Genomic DNA, 19,835 nt, shown 5'->3' on the forward strand with positions numbered 1-19,835 from the left:
CGGGTTGGGTTCCAGGGAAGACCCGGTGATGGAAGTCGCATGGACGAACTCGGCATCGGCTGAAGACCACCGGGAGGATGGATGAAAACGACGGACAGCATACCGGTCAGGACGGCCTCGCGCATCCGGGGACGGCTGCAGGATCTGTTCGTAGTTTTATTGTTGATGGGGGCCGGACTGGTAACGGTTCCCGTGGCCGCTGCCGACCCGATCGCCCCCCTCGCCGCGCCGCTTCCGGTCGCAACGGAGGGCCCACCGGAGACGCTGCGTTCCGGCTGGTTTGAGCGGCCGCCTTACCAATATGCCGATCCGGATGGCGTATCCGGAGCCGCGACGGGGCTGGATCTGCGTGTCGCCCGCGAGGCGGCCGAGGCCACGGACCACACCGTACGCTTTCGCTCCATGCCTTGGTCCGACCAACTGGCGGGGCTGAAGCAAGGCACTCTCGATCTGGTCGTCGGGACGTACTATGAACCCGCGCGCCTGAGTTACGTCCACTACTCGCGGCCCTATCGCGAGGAACGCAACGCACTCTACCTGCGCGATGACGGCGACATCCGCCTGACCAACCGCGACGAGTTCCTGGAGGCGGTGGAAGCCGGCGCGTTTCGCCTGGGCATCACACGGGGTTACGCCTTCGCCGATCCCGAGGTCGCGCGCCTCGTGCGGGACCCAGGCGATGCAGCCCAAATCCTGGAGACTGACAGCGATGCGGCGAACGTAGCCGCCCTGGTGGAGGGCCGTATCGACGGGTTTATCGCCGACCCGGTGATCCTCGACCTGTTCCTGGCACAAAGCGGACAGACCAACGAGGTCCGCCGCGCCCGCCTCGATCTCGGCTCGGTAGGCGTACGGGTCATGTTCAGCCGCGCGACCGTTCCACGCGAATTCGTCGAGGCCTTCGATGCCGAGCTGCAGGCTCTGGGGGACAGCCGCCGGATCGCCAACCTCGAAGTAGAACACCTGCTACCCGCGTTTCTGGCCATGACCACCAGCGAAGGCTGGTTCAACGTACTGACACTGATGGGCATCCTCGCCTTCTCCGCCTCCGGCGTGATGCTGGCGCGCCGCGAGCGCTACAACCTGTTCGGCGCCCTGATACTGGCCACGCTTCCAGCCATCGGCGGCGGTGTGCTTCGTGACCTGCTGCTGGGACGCGATCCGATATACATCTTCGAAACGCCCGAATTCCTGTTACTGCCACTGGCGGTGGTGCTGGGCGGCTTCGCGCTCTACAAGCTGCATGACCACTGGCTCGTGCATCTCGCCCCCGCACAGCGACTGTTGGCGCGTCAGCGCGCGGGCCTCGGCGGGCGCATGGTCGGCAATGTGCAGCACGGCCTGGATGCCTGGGCGGTGGCCGCGTTCACCGTGATCGGCGTGGGCGTGGCCGTAGAAGCCCACGCCAGCCCGCTATGGCTCTGGGGCCCGGTGATGGCCGTGGTCACGGCATCCTTCGGCGTGATCATGCGCGACGTGGTTCGCTCGGACTTCAACATCGACATGCTCAAGCGCGACTCCTTCGCCGAGATCGCGATCGTCGGCGGCATTGCTTACTCGCTCCTGCTCCTCTGGCCGCCCGTGGAACTCTCGATGTTCTACATCCTGATGGTCACCAACGGCGTCATCGTGAGCCTGTTCGTGGCGCGGCTTCTGGTGTTGTGGTCCGGCTGGGTAAACCCATTACAGATGGGCGACCCGCATACCCTGCCGGAACGTCGTCTGGATGCCCTGGAAGCGGCGGAACCTGCCCTGTGGCAGCGCCTGTCGACCTACCTGGAAGAAAGCGAGACCGGCCGTGCCCGCGGTGTCGACCCGAGACGCCTGGAATCCCTGCACAAGGACTTCGGCTATGCCCTGGAGCCCTGGCAGACAGAGTTCACCGCTCTGGCCGGAGAACCGCTGTTCGAGTCCACGGTCATGCGCTATCAAAACCTCCGCGCCCGGTTCGAGACACTGCGCGCGCTGGAGCAGCAACTCTATGACCACCTGCGTATGCCGATCGCCGACGCTCTACCGGATGCGGAAGAGGCCGGCGAACTGGAGACCCGAGTATCCGAGGGCCTGCGCAGCCTGCTGGACACCGTCAGCATGGCGGTGGAAAGCGGCGAACGGGAAGACTTCGAATGGTTGCAGGAACTCTCGCGCAACCAACGGGCACGTTTCGACGACCTCCGAGCCCGGTATCTCCAGGCCGATCCAGCGCCCGGCGGCGCCCTGGACCAGGTGCTACAACGCACCCACCGGGTCGAACGGATGATGTGGATGCTCGCCGACTACGTGGACCAGCGTCTGTCACCAGGCGGCGTGGCCGCCGTCAGCGACCGCCGCCAACGGCAGATGATGATGCAGACCGGGGCCCACTAGGGAGACGCTGATTTAATCGCGCGTTCGCGCTCGAGTCGCTTTTGCGTGCGAACAAGGCGCGGTGACTGCCGTGCAGTCATTCTGCACAAGGGAACCGCAACGCCGTACGCGCGCCCGTTTTTGATCAATAACGGGCGGCCGAGCCCGCTCTTTCAATCACTTGTCGCGTTGGTGCCCCCTGTTCCCCGATCCTGCGTTGCGCCACTTGCGGGTAGAACCACTACCCGCTGCGCGACGCGCCTTGGCTCGGGAAACAGGGGGCACCAACGCGAACGCGCGATTAAATCAGCGTCTCCCTAGAACGGAAGGACGGCCTGCTGCCACTCCTCCATCGCCCCCTGCCGCGTGTCCAGGGCCCGCTTGCCGATCCGCACCCTCAGCAAGCGCATGGGGCGATCCAGCGGAGTACGGCGCAGGCAGTCGCGGGTGGCCGCCAGGATCTGCTCGGGATCGGCCGTCCAGGCCTCAAGCGTCAGATCGCGCGTGGCCGTACGGAAATCGTCATACCGGATCTTGATACCAACCGTCCGCCCCAGGTAACCCTTGGTCCACAGATGCGGCACGATCCTTGGGCCTGGCAGACTCTCGTTGCTAATCACGTTTTCGTTTGCGCTGGCACAAACGATTCGAACCTCCGTTCAACAACCCGGTTCGGTCCCGAGCGCAGCGAGGAACGTGTCGGCCCCAGGCCGACACCCGGAAGGGCAAGGCGCGCAGCGTCGCCGCTATCCTTCCGGGCACTCCACACTCCAGAGAAAGGGCACCCCATCCGGGTGCCCTTTCTCGTTCCGGGCTCCAGGGCGTTGGTGACCCCTCTTACCAGTCACGGCAGGCCCCCGTCGTACAAACCATCCAGCAGACCTCTGACGCTAGGCCCCCACCCTCGCGCAAACACCCTCGAACAACCCCGATCTGGCAATTGAAGCGCGCCGGCACTGGGAGTCCGTTTGGCGCTTATCCGGACCGTGTTTCTCTGACTAGTCCTGAGGCCTCCCCCTTGTCGCTGCATCACATCTGCGTGAACCCCACCGTGCGCTGGCGAACATACGGCACTGACCCAAGGTGCAAGACTGAAATCGTTGCCTACGACGGGGTAGGCCAGCCCGGCCCTGACCCACCTGCGTCCGGACAAGGAGAAGGTCATCGACATCAAGGCGTTCGGATCTTCCTCGCGTACGCGCGAGGCGCTTCGCCACGACCGCGACACCGAGTTGCTGCGTTCGGAGCTTCTGAGCGTCGAGCAGCTCAAACGGCATGCGGTCACGCTGGCCGAGCAGCATCGTATCGATCCGCGCCCCGGACCGGACCGGCTGCTGCCGCGCCTGGCGGACAATGAACGGGTCCTGATCGCGGCCTACGACGTCGTCACCGCCACCCGTACCGAAGTACCGGGCCAGCGAATCGTGCCGGACGAGGCGTGGCTGCTCGACAACTTCTACCTGATCGAGCAGCAGATCGCGATGGCACGCCGCCATCTGCCGGACGGCTACAGCCGGCAGTTGCCGCACCTGGCCGATGGCCCCTCGGCGGGCTTCCCGCGCATCTACGACCTGGCGCTGGGCCTGATCTCGCACATGGATGGGCGGGTCGATCGCGACAACGCGACCGAAATGGTCGCCGCCTATCAAACCGTCGAGCCCCTGAAACTGGGTGAGCTGTGGGCATTCCCGATCATGCTCCAGCTGGCCTTGCTGGAGAACCTGCGCCGCGTCGGGGTACGCATCGCCCAGCGCCGCGTGGAGCGTGACGCGGCCATCACCTGGGCGGACCGTATGCTCGCGGCCGCCGAACGCGAACCCGCGCAGCTGATCCAGTTGCTGGCCGAGTTTGCCAGTGCCGATGTGCCGCTGACGGCGCCGTTCGTGGAGGAGTTCTACGGCCGGCTCCAGGCGCAGGGGCCGGCCATGGCCTTCGTGCAGACCTGGGTCGAGCAACGGTTGCAGGAACAGGGGGTCACCACGAGCGGACTGTCCGAGGCGTATGGACGCACGGCGGCAGCCAACCAGATTTCCATCGCCAACTGCATCGGTAGCCTGCGGTTCATCTCCTCGATGGACTGGAAGCAGTATGTCGAGTCACTCAGCGTGGTGGAGCGGATTCTGAGCGAGGATCCGATGGGCAGCTACGCCGACCAGGACTTCGCGACCCGCGACCGGTACCGCCACGTCATCGAGGAAGTGGCGCGCCACAGCGGCCGCAGCGAACCGAGCGTCGCGCACGAAGCCATCGGTCTGGCGCAAGCGGCAGCCACACACCGGAACCACCGCGACCGCGGTGTGCATGTGGGCTACTACCTGGTCGACCGGGGACGTCCGGACCTGGAGCATGCAGTGGGCTATCGGCCCTCGTGGAGATCCCGCATCCGCAAGGTGTTCCGGGAACACAGCCTGCCCCTCTATCTCGGGCCCATTGGGTTGCTCACGCTCGTCATCGCAGGGGTTGCGGCATCCCCTGGAGGCTTCTTCGGCGCCGGTTCCGGGTGGAACTGGCTGCTTGCGCTGCCGCTCCTGATCGCCGCCTCGGCGCTGGCGATCGCCCTGGTGAACCTGCTGTACACGCGCGTTCTGCCACCACGGGCCTTGCCCCGCATGGATTTTTCCCACGGGATTCCCGACCGCCACCGCACCATGGTGGTCGTACCCACCCTGCTGGGCAGTCCGCAGGATGTCGATGATCTGCTCGAAGCCATGGAGATCCGCTATCTCGGGAATCGCGATCCCAACCTGTTTTTCGCCCTGCTGACGGACTTCCGCGACGCGCCCGAACAAACCATGCCCGGGGATGAGGCCCTGCTCGCCCATGCGCGCAGTGCAGTCGAACAACTCAACCAGACCTACAGCGACGACCGCCCCTGCATCTTTTACCTGTTCCACCGGCCCCGGGTGTGGAATCCGTTCGAGCAGAGTTGGATGGGCCATGAGCGCAAGCGCGGCAAGCTGGAGCAGTTCAATGCGCGGCTGCGAGGCGAAGCCCTGACCGCCTTCTCCGACCTTGTTGGCGATCCGTCCGTGCTCGCGTCGATCCAGTACGTCATCACCCTGGATACCGATACCCAGCTACCGCGCGACGCCGCCCGCGCCCTGATCGGCAATCTGGCGCATCCGCTCAACCGCCCGGTCTACGACCCCGACAAGGGCCGCGTGGTGGAAGGCTATGCGATCCTCCAGCCGCGCGCGACGATCAGCCTGACCAGCGCCGAGCAGTCGCACTTCAGCCGGTTGTTTGCCGGTGAGTCCGGCCTCGACCCGTATACCCGTGAAGTGTCGGACGTCTACCAGGACGTCTTCTGCGAAGGCTCGTTTATTGGCAAGGGCATCTACGACGTGGATGCGTTCCGCCAGGCCGTCGACGGACGCTTTCCGGAAAACCTGATCCTCAGTCACGACCTGCTCGAAAGCGGGTATGCGCGGTCGGCCCTGGTGACCGATATCGAACTGATCGAGGAACACCCGGCCAGCGTTGCCACCGAGGCCAGTCGGCGCCACCGCTGGATACGGGGCGACTGGCAACTGGCAGGCTGGCTGCGCCCGCGGGTACCGGGGCCGCCCGGCCCGGACGGATCCATGGGACCGCGCCAGCCGAACCCGCTCTCGGCCCTGTCGCGCTGGAAACTGTTCGACAACCTGCGGCGCAGCCTGGTCGCGCCCGCGCTGGTGCTCCTGCTTGCAGGGGGCTGGCTGCTGGGACCGGCGTGGCTGTGGACCCTGCTGGTCGTGGCCGTGGTGCTCCTGCCCACCCTGCTGTCCAGCATCATCGAGCTGATCGACAAGCCCACCGGACGCGACTGGGCGCCACACTTGAACCTGACCGGACGGTCGACCGGCCGGCCGCTGCTGCTCGCCCTGCTGACCCTGGCCTTCCTGCCCTACGACGCGCGGATCAGCGTGGGTGCGATCCTGCACTCGGGCATCCGCATGTTGTACACGCGCAGCGGTCTGCTGCTGTGGTACCTGCCTTCGTACGCGCGCCGCAACGCCCGCCAGACGCCGGCCGGTTTTTTCCGGGAGATGGCGAGCGCACCCGGCCTTGCCGTCGTGCTGGGCGTGCTACTGGCCCTGACCGGCAGCCCGGCGGCGGTCTGGCTTGCTGCCGCCCCGATCCTGCTGCTGTGGCTGATCGCGCCGGTGATCGGCTGGTGGATCAGCCGGCCGCTAATCGTTTCCACTCCGGACCTGAGCGCCGATCAGCGGGCCTTCCTGCGGGCCGTGGCCCGACGTACCTGGCGCTACTTCCTGGACTTCGTCGGCCCCGAAGATCACTGGCTCCCACCCGACAATTTTCAGGAATCCCCCGCCCCGGCCATCGCCACGCGGACCTCGCCGACCAACATGGGCATGGCGCTACTGGCCGATCTGGCGGCGGTCGATTTCGGCTATCTCACGACCGGGGAATGCCTGGAACGCATCGGCAATACCCTGGGCTCGATGGAGCAGCTGGAGCGCTATCGCGGGCATTTCTACAACTGGTACGACACCCGCACGCTGCAACCCCTCCAGCCGCAATACGTATCGTCGGTGGACAGCGGTAACCTGGCCGGCAGCCTGCTGACCCTGCAAGCCGGCCTGGAGGAACTGAAACACCAACCGATTCTGACTGCGAACGCGTGGCAGGGCCTACAGGACACCCTGGAGGTGCTCGCCGAACACTTGCCCCCTGCTTCTGCGCCCGAGTTGACGAAAACCGTCGGCCGGCTGCAGGAGACCCTGCGCACTCTGATACTGAACGGCCCCCCGCAGACCCTGGAGGCCGCCACCCGTGCGCTCGGCGAGCTTCACCGCCTCGGAGGCATGCTCCTCGAGGAGCCACCGCCAGGTACCGAAATCGACCCTGAACTGGAGGCCTGGACGCAGGCATTCCAGCGCCAGGCCCAAGCCCTTCAGGAAGAGTTCGCAACGCTGGTTCCCGCCACGTGGCCGGACAACGGCCTCCCGACGCTGGCGGAACTGGCCCGGGCGGATACTGGAGATGGCGGGGCCCGGGCGCAGATCGACCGCATCGATGACCTGATCGGGCGTTGCAGCGCACTGGCGACCATGGATTTCGAGTTTCTCTACGACGCGCCGCGCGACCTGCTGGCCATCGGCTATGACGTGACCGAACGGCGGCGTGACCCATCGTGCTACGACCTGCTGGCATCGGAAGCCCGCCTGGCCAGTTTCCTGCTCATCGCGCAGGGACAGGTGCCGCAGAAACACTGGTTCACGCTCGGCCGCCTGCTGACTCGCCATGGTGGCGACATCAGCCTGATCTCGTGGAGCGGCTCCATGTTCGAGTACCTGATGCCGCAGCTCATCATGCCGAGCTACGCCAATACCCTGCTGGACCAGACCGGCAAGGCGGCCGTGGCACGCCAGATCGAATACGGCCGTCAACGGGCAGTGCCCTGGGGTATATCCGAGTCCTGTTACAGCGCCACGGATCTCCATCAGGTGTACCAGTACCGCGCCTTCGGCGTTCCCGGCCTCGGGCTCAAGCGGGGGCTGGGCGATGACCTGGTGATCGCACCCTACGCCAGCGCCCTGGCCCTGACCGTGGCACCGCAGGACGCCTGCCGTAACCTCCAGAACCTGGCGGATCAGGGATTCCTCGGCGCCTACGGGTTCTACGAGGCGATCGACTATACGGCGACCCGGGTGCCGCACGGCAATCCGCATGCCGTTGTGCGCTCCTTCATGGCGCATCACCAGGGCATGAGCCTGCTCGCCTTTGCCCATGTCCTGCTCGATCAGCCAATGCAGCGCCGTTTCATGTCCGATCCGCTGGTGCGGGCGACCGAATTGCTGCTCCAGGAACGGGTGCCGAAGAAGGGCGCCACCGTGCACCCGCACGCCGCGGAGGTCAGTGCCGCCGCTCGCCCCTCCGGCGCGGACACCGGTTCGATCATGCGCATGTTCACCGACCCGGACACGCCGATGCCCGAGGTTCATCTGCTGTCGAACGGTCGTTACCACGTCGTGGCGACACATGCCGGCGGCAGCGCCAGCCGCTGGCGCGACCTCGCCGTCACCCGCTGGCGCGAGGATGCCACCACCGATGGCTGGGGCACGTTTATCTACCTGCGCGACCGCGACAGCGGCACCTACTGGTCGACAGCCCACCAGCCCACCCTGCGCCCCGCCGACCACTACGAGGCAATCTTCGTCCAGGGGCGGGCGGAATACCGCCGCCGCGACCACGCGATCGAGGCCCACACCGAGATCTGTGTATCGCCCGAGGACGATGTCGAGATCCGCCGCGTCACCCTGACCAACCAGTCGTCCAGTACCCGCCACATCGAGGTGACCAGCTACGCGGAGGTGGTCCTGGCGCCGTTGAACGCCGACCTCGCTCACCGCTCGTTCAGCAATCTGTTCGTGCAGACCGAGATCCTGCCGGAGCGCCAGGCGATCCTCTGCACGCGGCGCCCACGCACGCCGGGCGAACAAGTGCCCTGGATGTTCCACCTGATGGCAGCCCCGGGTGCGACAACCGACGAACCCTCCTACGAGACCGACCGTGCCCGCTTCATCGGCCGCGGGCGCAGCGCCGCCAACCCGCTGGTGCTCGACAAGCCGGACAGCGAAGCGACCCTTTCCAATACGGATGGGCCGGTGCTCGACCCCGTGGTCGCGATCCGCCGCACCCTGACCCTGGCGCCCGACGAGTCGGCCAGCGTGCAGATCATCTCCGGGGCCGTGGACACCCGCGAGACCGCACTGGCCCTGCTGGAAAAGTATTGCGACCGCTACTTTGTCGAGCGGGCATTCGAGATGGCCTGGTTCCAGAGCCAGGAGGTGCTGCGCCACATCAATGCCACCGAAGTCGATGCCCAGCTCTTCGGTCGCCTGGCCAGTTCCGTCGTCTACGGCAACGCCCTGCGCCGCACCGAGCCCGCCACCATCGCGCGCAACCGGCTGGGCCAGTCCGGGCTGTGGCGCTTCGGCATCTCGGGGGACCTGCCCATTGTCCTGTTGCACATCCGCAACCTGGATCGCATCGGCCTGGTCAGACAGATCCTGCAGGCCCACACCTACTGGCGTCTGAAGGGCCTGGCCGCGGACCTGGTGATCGTGAACGAGGACTTCTCCGGCTACCGCGCCCTGCTCCAGGATCAAATCATGGGGCTGATCCACGCCGGACCCGAGGCGCAGGTCGTCGACCACCCCGGCGGCGTCTTCGTACGGCGTGCCGAAGAACTGACCGAGGACGAACGGGTCCTGCTGCAGACGGTGGCGCGGATCGTCTTCAGCGACACGGCCAAGAACCTGAGCGAAGAGATGGACCGGAGGCTGTCGGCCAAGTCGCTGGATCGGCGGGTCTCGAACAAGGGACGATCGGTGGATCGGCGCCGCTCGAAGCCGGGCCGATCGGTGGACCGGCGAGTGACCGCAACGCGTGCCTCCGATCTGCTGGAACCCGCCAAGCCTGCCACCCCCGAAGCGGTTCATCCGCTGGCGTCACGCGAGCGGGTATTCAGCAACGGGCTGGGCGGCTTCACCCCCGACGGGCATGAATACGTGGTCACCCTGGAGCCCGGCCAGACGACCCCGGCGCCGTGGGTCAACGTCATCGCCAGCCCCCACATTGGCACGGTCGTCAGCGAGAGCGGCAGTGCCTACACCTGGGTCGAGAACGCGCACGAGTTCCGCCTCACCACCTGGCACAACGATCCGCTCTCCGACGCCAGCGGCGAGGCCTTCTACATCCGCGACGAGGAGACCGGGATGTTCTGGTCACCCACGCCGCTGCCAGCCCGCGGCCAATCCGGCTACGTATGCCGGCACGGGTTTGGCTACAGCGTGTTCGAGCACACCGAATCGGAGATCGCCTCGGAGCTGCATACCTACGTCGCCATGGACGCTCCGGTGAAGATCGTACGGGTCAAACTGAGCAACACATCGCAGCGGCCACGCAGCCTGTCGCTGACCGGGTATTGGGAACTGGTGCTCGGCGAGTGGCGGCACGCGAACATGATGCACATCGTCACCGAAGTCGATGCGCAAACCGGGGCGCTGCTGGCCCGCAATGCCTACGGCCGCGAATGCGCCAACCGGGTGGTGTTTGCCCATGTCGGCGGACGCGAGCGCTGGATCAGCGGGAGTCGCAACGAATTCATTGGCCGCAACCGCTCGCTGGCCAGCCCGGAGGCGATGCGCCGTAAGCGGCTGTCCGGCAAGACCGGGCCCGGCCTCGACCCGTGCGCCGCGCTCCAGACCCGGATCGAACTGGCTGCAGGAGAGGAACAAGAGATCGTGTTCGTCTTCGGTGCGGCCGCCAACGCCGACGAGGCGCGCCAGTACATCCAGCGATTCGGCGGACGCGCCGGCGCGCGCCACGCACTCGAAGCGGTCTGGGAATACTGGAATCACACGCTGGGCGCGGTGCATGTGGACACGCCCGACCCCGCCCTGAACGTGCTGGCCAACGGCTGGCTGGTGTATCAGACGATATCGTGCCGGCTGTGGGGCCGCAGCGGCTATTACCAGTCCGGCGGTGCCTACGGGTTCCGGGATCAGTTGCAGGACACCATGGCGCTCGTCCATGCCACGCCCTGGCTGGCCCGCGAACAGCTGCTTCGCTGTGCCGGACGCCAGTTCCCGCAGGGCGACGTGCAGCACTGGTGGCACCCGCCCAACGGCCAGGGCGTGCGCACCCGGTTCTCCGACGACTACCTGTGGCTGCCCTATGCCGCCTGTCGCTACGTGGCAGCCACCGGGGACAGCGGCGTGCTCGACGAGTCCATCGCGTTCCTGGAGGGCCGCGAACTCCATGCGGACGAGGAGGCCTACTACGACCAGCCGCAGACCTCGTCGGAATCGGCCAGCCTCTATGAACACTGCGTCCGCGCCCTCCGGCACGGCCTGCGTTTCGGCGTGCACCACCTGCCGCTGATGGGTTGCGGCGACTGGAACGACGGCATGAACCTGGTCGGCAACGAGGGCAAGGGCGAGAGCGTATGGCTCGCGTGGTTCCTGTTCGAGAATCTCGAGCAATTCGCCGACCTCGCGCGCAAGCACGGCGACGCGGACTTTGCCGAGTTGTGCACCGCGCAGGCCGAAGCACTTCGCGACAACATCGAAGCCGAAGCCTGGGACGGTGCCTGGTACCGACGCGCCTGGTTCGACAATGGGACTCCGCTGGGTTCGTCCAGCAACGAGGAGTGCCAGATCGATTCGATCAGCCAGAGCTGGGCGATCCTCTCCGGGGGTGGCGACCCGCTGCGCGCCCGCCAGGCCATGGCGGCGGTGGACACGCGCCTGGTGCGACGCGACGCGCGGATCATCCAGCTGCTCGACCCGCCCTTCGACCACTCCGACCTGGAACCGGGGTACATCAAGGGCTACATCCCCGGTGTGCGCGAGAACGGCGGCCAGTACACCCATGCCGCGATCTGGACCACGATGGCATTCGCCAGGATGGGCGACACGGAACGCGCCTGGGAGTTCTTCGCCATGCTCAATCCCATCCACCAGGGCAGCACCCCGGAGGCCATGGAACGCTACCGGGTCGAGCCCTACGTGATGTGCGCGGATATCTACGGCGCCCCACCGCACACCGGCCGCGGCGGCTGGACCTGGTACACCGGGGCGGCCGGCTGGATGTACCGGCTGACGGTCGAGACCCTGCTGGGCCTGCACCTGGAAGCCGACCATCTGCGCATCGCGCCCCGCATCCCTGCGGACTGGGACACCTACCGCATCCACTACCGCTACCGCGAGACGGTCTACCACATCACCATCCAGCCGACCGGGGAACCTGAAGGTCAGGCGACGCGCATGACGGTGGACGGTGTCGAGTGCCCGGATTCACGCATCCCATTGGTGGACGACCACCAGGAACATCATGTCGAACTCCATCTTGCTACAAAGGCGTGATCACGCCCCCACCCACCAGCGACCGTGGCCGCAGGGCCCACACGGCCCGGCCCATCGGCCCGGAGGGATGGCAACACCCATTGAACCGGCCGCGTGTTCGCTAGCGCACAGACCCCCCGGAGGGTCGGTGCCAGGGTTGGCCATGAGCATTCGACCCCGCGCGGACACCGCGCCGCCCTGCCATCGTCATGCGTCCGGTCGAATCGCTTGTGATGAATCTTTACACCTGGGGGTACACGCAGGCGGCCACGAGGCGTGCCGAGCATCGAATGCGACAGGGACGATACCATGAGGCTTGAGTACCAGATGAGGGATGAGTACCAGACCAAGAACGCATTGCGGCGCGCGGCGGAGGCCCGACTCGCAAGAGTCGCTTCCCGGGAGCCCCCCGAATCGACCCAGGCGCTCGTGCACGAACTCCGGGTTAACCAGATCGAGCTGGAGATGCAGAACGAGACCCTGCGTCAAGCCCAGCATGAACTGGAGGAATCGCGTAACCGCTATGTCGATCTCTTCGAATCCGCCCCGGTGGCCTATGTCATCGTTGCGCGCGATGGCCGGTTGACCGACGCCAATCAACTCGCCACCCGGCTCCTGGGCCTCACCCAGTTACAGTTGCTTGAACATTCCTTTGACCAGTTCATCGCTTCCTGCGACCGGGAGCGATGGCAGGAACGCGCCGCGGCCGTGTGGGCCGGCCGCCTCGACACACCCCAGGAGCACGAACTTCTACTCCAGAACGCGGAGGGCTCACAGTTCCCGGCCCAACTGCAATGCGGCGCGCTGGACCGCTCCCACACCGGGAACACCATGCGCATCGCGTTTTTCGACATCACTGAGCGCGCCGAGGCCGCAGCCGAGATCCACCGGCTCGCCTATTTCGATGCACTGACCGGCCTTCCCAACCGACGCCTGCTTCTGGACCGCCTGGCCCAGACGCTGGCGGCATCCGAGCGCAAGGGACTCTACGGCGCGATCGTGTTTCTCGACCTCGACGATTTCAAGGTGCTCAACGATACCCGGGGTCACGACGCCGGCGATCGACTCCTCGCCGAGGTGGGTCAGCGCCTGCGTGCCGGGCTGCGCGAAGGCGATACCGTGGCGCGCATGGGCGGAGACGAATTCGTGGTCATCCTGGACGGTCTCGGCCCAACGCGGGACAGCGCCGCCCTGCTCGCCCAGAGCATTGGCGAAAAGCTGCGTCAAAGCATTGCCGAGCCCGTCGATTTCGGCGACTTCGCGTTCCACTGCACGACCAGCATCGGCGTGCGCCTGTTCGGTCCGGGCGAAACCCAAGCAGAATTGCTTCAGCATGCCGATCTGGCCCTGTACCGGGCGAAATCGGCCGGGCGCAACCGGGTAATCTTCTTTGACCCGTCGATGCAGGCAGTGCTCGATGCCCGGGGCATCCTGGAGGACGCACTGGGCCAGGCACTCAGCAAGGGGCAACTCGAACTGCACTACCAACCCCGGTTCGATGGAACACGGCGCGTGGTGGGAGCCGAGTCGCTGCTCCGCTGGCGACATCCGAAACACGGATTGATGGCGCCTGGCGCCTTCCTCGGGATGGCCGCACAGACCGGTCTGATCCTGCCCATCGGACGCTGGGTGCTGGAGATCGCCTGTGCCCAGCTCGCGGCCTGGGCACAGGATCCCACCACCCGCGAACTTACCCTGGCGGTCAATATCAGTGCGCTGGAGTTCCGGCAGGACGATTTCGTCGATCAGGTCCGCAAGGCACTGGAGTCCACTGGCGCCAATCCGGAAAGGCTGACCCTGGAGCTGACCGAGGGCGCGACCCTCGACAGCAGTGAAGCGACTATGGCCCGGTCGCGGCAACTGAGGGAGATCGGCGTTCGCTTATCGGTGGACGACTTCGGAAGGGGTTGGTCGTCCCTGTCTCGCCTTACCCGGCTGCGGCTGCAGGAAATCAAGATCGACCCCTCGCTGGTGGCCAGCATGGGCCAACCGGGTGCCGACACCACCCTGGTTACGGCCATCCTCGCCCTGGCCAAGAGCCTTGGGCTCGCGACCGTTGCCGAAGGCGTGGAAACCGAGGCACAGCGCCGCCTCCTCGCCGACCAGGACTGCGATACCTTCCAGGGTTTCCTGTTCAGTGCGCCACTGCCACTGGACGACTTTCAGCGCCTTCTGCGCAAGGCAGGGCCGTGCCCTTAGCCGTTGCGGTGAGCAGCGCTCGTCGAGGTTCGGCTCCGCATTTTCTGCCGCAGCCGTTCCTGCCCGCTCCAGATTCTGGCAAGGGCACTCCTGGAGAAGACCGGGCCATCGCCCCCGTCTGCGCAGCTACCCGTACGGTCGAGCGCATCACCGGGGGCGTTTCCGAGCTCGTTGGCGGTCATGATCACTCCTCTCTCCGGACCGAATGCGCGTTCCATAGCGCGGACAGCCCGCCTCGTTCTGGCTTCCCCAGGCAGAAAGCCGCCAACCCGTTACCCGGGCGGACCCGGCTTGGGCAAACGCGACCGGACAAGAATGCCATGCCCCTGCGCACGACTCTGTTCGCCGCCGAACAAAGCCACCTTCCTTGCCCTGCCCTTTTGATCGGTAACCGGCTCAGGGACGGCGTACCCGGCCGTTGGTCGACAAGTTGGGGGCCCCACGCGCCGGTTGAACTCAAGCCGGCCCGCCGGCCCCGCAGTAACGCCGGATCTTTCTCGCTTGCGGGAAGACCCGCTATGTGTGCGGGATCGTACAGACAGCCCATCGGGCACACGCCAGACTTTCTCACAGGTGCTGGTCAAGAAGACCCGGCCACAAAACGGCCCACAACACTGAGGGAAACGCCATGACACTGGGAACCATTCTGCTCATCGTCCTTGTCCTGCTGTTGATCGGCGTGATCCCGACGTGGCCGCACAGCCGGAACTGGGGCTACGCCCCGGGCGGGGTAATCGGCGTGGTGCTGATCATCCTTCTCATCCTGCTACTCACCGGCCGGATCTAGTCCCCATCGTTCCTGCCGACGGACATGCAGCCACCGACACCCCGAAGCCAAGGCAGCACCAGACCGACACCGTCCACGGTGACTTGGTCCATACCCATCTGGAGAACAAGAAATGAGACAGTTGCGATATTTACCCCCGATCTTCCTGACCCTTTTGCTGGCCCTGCTCCTCGCGGGTTGCGCTGCATCGAATGAAAGACAGACTGTCGGCGAGTACGTCGACGACAGCGTGATCACCACCAAGGTGAAGGCGGCATTGTTCAACGAGCCATCCCTGAGCGGCTTCGAAGTCAGCGTCGAGACCTACGAGGGCCGCGTGCAGTTGAGCGGCTTCGTCAGTTCCCAGGAGGACATCAACAAGGCCGTCGAGATCGCACGTGGCGTCGAGGGCGTACGGTCGGTCGAAAACGACATGCAGCTCAAATAGCGGTCGGACCCCGCTACGCACGCTCGGCCACCCTGCCGAGGCCGCGATCGCGGTGGCGCGCCGCCACTCGCCCATGCTCCATGACGGCCCGCCCATTGGGGCGGGCCGTCATCGGTTTGCCCTAGGGAAACACTGATTAATGTACACGTTCGCGCTCAAGTCGCTTTTGCGTGCGAACAAGGCGCGGTGACTGCCGTGCAGTCATTCTGCACAAGGGAGCCGCAACGCCGTTCCCACGCCCGTTTTTGTCAAAACGGGCGGCCGAGCCCCTGCGCTCAATAGCTCGTGGGGTTCGCGCCCCCTGTTCCCCGATCCTGCGTTGCGCCCCTTGCGGGTAGAACCACTACCCGCTACACGACGCGCCTTGTCTCGGCAAACAGGGGGAACCAACGCGGGCGTGCGATAGATCCGCGTCTCCCTAGTCCCGCAACCCGGCTTCCAGCCTCTTGGTCTCGGTGATATCGACCATGGTGATCACCACCCCGTCGATCACGTTGTCCACCCGCCGATAGGGCATGATGCGGACCGTGAACCAGCGCCCGTCGTCGGTCGTGATCTGTTTCTCCGAGACGGCCAGGGTGCGCAGGGTATCGCGGGCATCGTCATGCAGTTCCGGGTATTCCAGGCTGGTGGTCAGATCGCTCAGCGGCCGGCCGACATCGCTCTCCCGGAGTCGGAAGACTCGGGCCGCCTGATCGGTATAACGCCGGACATCCAGATTCTGATCCAGGAACAGGATGGCGATATCGATGCTGTTGAGCACGTTCTGCATGTCGCTCTGCGCGAGTGCGAGATCGTCCAGCTTGGCCTGCAGCTCGGCATTGATCGTCTGCAGTTCCTCGTTCATGGACTGCATCTCTTCCTTCGAGCTGTTGAGCTCCTCGTTGGACGATTGCAGTTCCTCGTTGGCGGATTGCAGCTCCTCGGTCGCAGCCTGCGACTCTTCCCGGGCCGTGCGCGCCTCCTCGCGCAAGGCCTCGATCTCGGCGCGGTATTGCTGCAGCTCGGCGGCATGCGCGGCCGGCATTGCCCCCTTGCCCTTGTTCCTGCGCCCGCCCCGCCCGGCCGTGCTCGGGGCCAGATCGCGGAATACGATCATGGTCATGCCCCGCAAGGGGGATGCGTCATGAAAGGCATGCACGGTGACATCGACGCGCTGCACTCCGGCGTGCGTGGGCACCTCCAGGCTATGCAAGTGCACGGGGCGGTCGGCCTTCGCGGCCTTTTTCAACGCGCCGGCCAGAGGCCCACCCAGGCCTTCGCGCGCCATGGCGAAGATATTCCAGTTGGCCTTGCCAGCGGCCGGCTCGAGGTACTTTCCGGTATGGCCGCTGACGTAGACGATATCCCCATCGGCATTGAGCACGACCGCGGCCGGCGCGTATACCTGCAGCAGGACCTGATCGGCCTCCGTCTGCAGCGCATCGGTGGGTTGGGAGGAAACCTCGGATGGGGACACGGGACGCTCCTTGCTCGGGCCGGACAGCGGCGGGAAGGCATGCAGCAGGAAATCACGACCACCCATGTAGGTGTGATCCTGGCGCTGATAGAACCGCAGCCGCGACTCGATCGGCGTGAACAGATGGTTGAATTGCCCGACGGTCTCGGAAGTCCCCAGAAACAGTACGCCACCCGGGCGCAGGCTGTAGTGGAACAGGGGCAGCAGCTTGCGTTGCAATACCGGCCCAAAATAGATCAGCAGGTTGCGGCAGGCAATGAGGTCGAGCTTGGTGAATGGCGGGTCGAGGATCACGTCATGCTGGGAAAACAGCACCATGTCCCGAATGCCCGGTATCACCTGATAGTGGTGTTCATGGGCGGTAAAGAAACGCGCCAGTCGTTCGGGCGACACATCGTCCGCGATCGCGAGTGGGTACCGGCCCCGGCGCGCGGTCGCAATGCCGTCCGGACTCAAGTCCGACGCGAAGATCTGCAGCGTGACGGCAGGCGGCGGCTGCGATCGCTCCATGACCTCGGTGAACACCATGGCCAGCGAATAGGCCTCCTCGCCGGTCGAACAGCCAATCACCCAGGCGCGAAGCTTCTCTGCCCCCTTCTGTCGCTCCAGCAGCTCGGGCAGCACCGTATCCGCCAGATACTCCCAGGCGGCGGGATCACGGAAGAAACTGGTCACGCCGATCAGCAGTTCCTTGAACAGCAGTTCGGCTTCCTGCGCGTTGTGTTCAAGGAACGCTGCGTACTCCTCCAGCGAGGCGATGCCATGGATGGCCATGCGCCGTTCCGTCCGGCGCTGCAGCGTGCTGGGCTTGTACAGCGAAAAGTCATGGCGAATCCGCTGCTGCAACGCGGCAACGATCCGTTCCAGAGGCGTGGAGATGGCCGAGGGGAGCGCCTCGCCCGAAACGGCGCTCGCCTCGCGCACGACGGCCAGGATCCGTTCCGGCAGCTCGCTCGGCGTCGCCACGATATCGGCACACCCCGCATTGATCGCGCTTCGGGGCATCGAGTCGAACTGCGCTGATTCGGGGTCTTGCACCGCCGTCAGGCCGCCCACGGCCTTGATCGCCTCCAGGCCCGCCGTTCCGTCCGAGCCCATACCGGAGAGCACGACACCGATGGCGCGCTCGCCCTGCCCACCGGCCAGCGACGAAAACAGGATATTGACTGGCAAGCGCATGCCCCGTGGCTCTGCGGGTGCGCCCAGGTGCAGCGTCGTGCCGACCACGGTGAGTTCCGTGTTCGGCGGAATCACATACACGTGACCGGGTTCGATGCGCATGCCCTGCTCGGCCGCACGCACCGGCATGGCCGTAACCCGTTGCAGCAGTTCGGGCAGCAGCCCCTTCTGGGTGGGATCAAGATGCTGCACCACGACACAAGCGATGCCGCGATCCGGCGGTATGCGGTGCAGAAACTCCTCCAGCGCGACCAGACCGCCGGCCGATGCCCCGATTCCTATAATGCGTACCGCCTCCGGAGCATCGACAGGGGAACGGTTACCCATACTCAGCGCCTCCCGCGCAGGCTCATCGCGGCGATGATTCGCACCTCGAGACGATCAGCAATACGTCCTCGCCCCCCGGGCCCAGGCTCGCGGTGATTCGCAACGGCTCCGCGCCATTATCCCCTCGGCCGCTGGATTCAACCGAGCAGCAGACACCCCCGGCGCCTTCCCGGCACGCATCAACCACGCCCTGGATCGCCGAGTGGCTGCCCTGCGCGAACCACGACGCCAGGGGCGCGCCCTCGAGTCCATCCGGTGCCGTACCGAGCAGCTCCGCGCCGGCACGATTGCCTTCGAGGATTCTTCCATCGAGCCCGACCACCAGGTACCCCACCGGTGCAAACTCATAGAGACCCCGATAACGAGCCAGGGCCTGGTCCAGCTCCTCCTGGTCGGTTCTCAGCTGGGAGTTCTGCAGATCCAGCTCGACCTGGTGGGTCTGCAGTTCACTCAGCAGCCTGAGCGCATCCGCGGCGGTATCGGGGTCGCTTGCCAGGCGATAAAGGAGCGTCAGCGAATCCGGGCCAACCGTCCAGCCACCGTTAGGCGGAGCCGAGCCCTCTTTAAGCCGGGACTCGGCCTCATGGCGCAATTGCAACTGTCTCTCGAACTCCGGGCTCAGCTTCCGCATCGGTCCTCCAGTCAAAATCCTTCCCGAGGTCACGACCTCTGGTGCCCGCATGATAGCCCGGTGCCGGGTCGCTCTGCTTCCCGGCGCACGCACCGTGATCGCAGCCGGTGACCGGGGCCACCCGTCGGAAGTCCGGGTCAAGTGGAATCCTTGATGTCCTTCTTCAGGTCGCCATACCCCGCCTGCAGCTTACCGCCCGCCTTCTGAGCGCGCCCTTTCACTTCCAGTTCCTCGTTGCCAACGACCTTTCCGGCCGTCTGCTTTGCCTGGCCCTTCGCCTCTTCGACGCGGCCCTTGATCTGGTCCTTGTTCATGTCCCTCTCCCATTAACGATGGTCGAAAAAAGGAGTCACATCCGAGATGGCCGCCCGGCCCACCCGTCAATCACTTACGGGGGCCCGACCCGCATCTCTGCGACGGTCTCCGGCGTGTCCGAGCGACCACTCGCGTTCCCGGCGTTTCGCCAGCTTCAAGCTACGTGAGCGCCAAGCCCAGCGTCTGTCTGTTGCCGAACAAAACCCGGCAGCGGAACACAACCCGTCCTGCTTCGGCATGCGGCCATGCGGGTGTCTGTGCGTCACAAGCCAGCCATTGCAGTGACCTCGCAGCGTGCGCGGCCCGCTTGA

9 protein-coding genes are annotated in these 19,835 nt (G+C 65.7%); 5 read left to right on the forward strand and 4 right to left on the reverse strand.

Features of this window, described 5'->3' with window-relative positions; all coding sequences use genetic code 11:
• Positions 1–165: 165 nt before the first annotated feature.
• Positions 166–2,367: a TRIC cation channel family protein gene (locus tag TVD_RS07680; protein ID WP_420804902.1), complete on the forward strand. Its 2,202-nt coding sequence runs from the start codon at positions 166–168 to the stop codon at positions 2,365–2,367.
• A gap of 296 nt (positions 2,368–2,663) precedes the next feature.
• On the opposite strand, the gene TVD_RS07685 is transcribed toward TVD_RS07680, so the two are convergent.
• Positions 2,664–2,966 carry a DinB/UmuC family translesion DNA polymerase gene (locus TVD_RS07685; protein WP_240472255.1) on the reverse strand — a complete coding sequence of 101 codons (303 nt, stop codon included), beginning with the start codon at positions 2,964–2,966 and terminating at the stop codon, positions 2,664–2,666.
• Positions 2,967–3,578: 612 nt separating this feature from the next.
• Between TVD_RS07685 and TVD_RS07690 the strand changes: the two genes are divergently transcribed.
• The 4 genes from TVD_RS07690 to TVD_RS07705 all read left to right on the forward strand — a co-directional run bounded on the left by TVD_RS07690 (position 3,579) and on the right by TVD_RS07705 (position 15,613).
• Positions 3,579–12,221, forward strand: coding sequence for a glycoside hydrolase family 94 protein (locus tag TVD_RS07690; RefSeq protein WP_047251260.1), 8,643 nt, complete (start codon positions 3,579–3,581; stop codon positions 12,219–12,221).
• 408 nt (positions 12,222–12,629) lie between these two features.
• Positions 12,630–14,399 carry a putative bifunctional diguanylate cyclase/phosphodiesterase gene (locus tag TVD_RS07695; protein WP_047251261.1) on the forward strand — a complete coding sequence of 590 codons (1,770 nt, stop codon included), beginning with the start codon at positions 12,630–12,632 and terminating at the stop codon, positions 14,397–14,399.
• Positions 14,400–15,027: 628 nt separating this feature from the next.
• On the forward strand, positions 15,028–15,186 hold the full coding sequence (locus TVD_RS14200) for a DUF3309 family protein (RefSeq protein ID WP_018145506.1): 159 nt from the start codon (positions 15,028–15,030) through the stop codon (positions 15,184–15,186).
• Positions 15,187–15,298: 112 nt separating this feature from the next.
• Positions 15,299–15,613 carry a BON domain-containing protein gene (locus TVD_RS07705; RefSeq protein WP_018169928.1) on the forward strand — a complete coding sequence of 105 codons (315 nt, stop codon included), beginning with the start codon at positions 15,299–15,301 and terminating at the stop codon, positions 15,611–15,613.
• 418 nt (positions 15,614–16,031) lie between these two features.
• Here TVD_RS07705 and TVD_RS07710 read toward each other — a convergent pair whose 3' ends face one another.
• The 3 genes from TVD_RS07710 to TVD_RS07720 form a co-directional block, all read right to left on the reverse strand.
• A complete protein-coding gene (locus TVD_RS07710) occupies positions 16,032–18,578 on the reverse strand; it encodes a chemotaxis protein CheB (protein ID WP_047251262.1) in 2,547 nt (848 codons plus the stop codon).
• A 22-nt stretch (positions 18,579–18,600) separates the two neighbouring features.
• Positions 18,601–19,209 carry a PAS domain S-box protein gene (locus TVD_RS07715; RefSeq protein WP_047251263.1) on the reverse strand — a complete coding sequence of 203 codons (609 nt, stop codon included), beginning with the start codon at positions 19,207–19,209 and terminating at the stop codon, positions 18,601–18,603.
• A 137-nt stretch (positions 19,210–19,346) separates the two neighbouring features.
• On the reverse strand, positions 19,347–19,523 hold the full coding sequence (locus TVD_RS07720) for a CsbD family protein (RefSeq protein WP_047251264.1): 177 nt from the start codon (positions 19,521–19,523) through the stop codon (positions 19,347–19,349).
• Between the last annotated feature and the right edge of the window lie 312 nt (positions 19,524–19,835).

The sequence above is a fragment of the Thioalkalivibrio versutus genome (assembly GCF_001020955.1).
GTDB classification, from domain to species: domain Bacteria; phylum Pseudomonadota; class Gammaproteobacteria; order Ectothiorhodospirales; family Ectothiorhodospiraceae; genus Thioalkalivibrio; species Thioalkalivibrio versutus.

Excerpts from the sequence above, each read along its gene's own strand:
- TVD_RS07720 (WP_047251264.1), bottom strand. The coding sequence starts at position 19,523 with ATGAACAAGGACCAGATCAAGGGCCGCGTCGAAGAGGCGAAGGGCCAG.
- TVD_RS07680 (WP_420804902.1), top strand. The coding sequence starts at position 166 with ATGGGGGCCGGACTGGTAACGGTTCCCGTGGCCGCTGCCGACCCGATC.
- TVD_RS07710 (WP_047251262.1), bottom strand. The coding sequence starts at position 18,578 with ATGGGTAACCGTTCCCCTGTCGATGCTCCGGAGGCGGTACGCATTATA.
- TVD_RS14200 (WP_018145506.1), top strand. The coding sequence starts at position 15,028 with ATGACACTGGGAACCATTCTGCTCATCGTCCTTGTCCTGCTGTTGATC.
- TVD_RS07715 (WP_047251263.1), bottom strand. The coding sequence starts at position 19,209 with ATGCGGAAGCTGAGCCCGGAGTTCGAGAGACAGTTGCAATTGCGCCAT.
- TVD_RS07705 (WP_018169928.1), top strand. The coding sequence starts at position 15,299 with ATGAGACAGTTGCGATATTTACCCCCGATCTTCCTGACCCTTTTGCTG.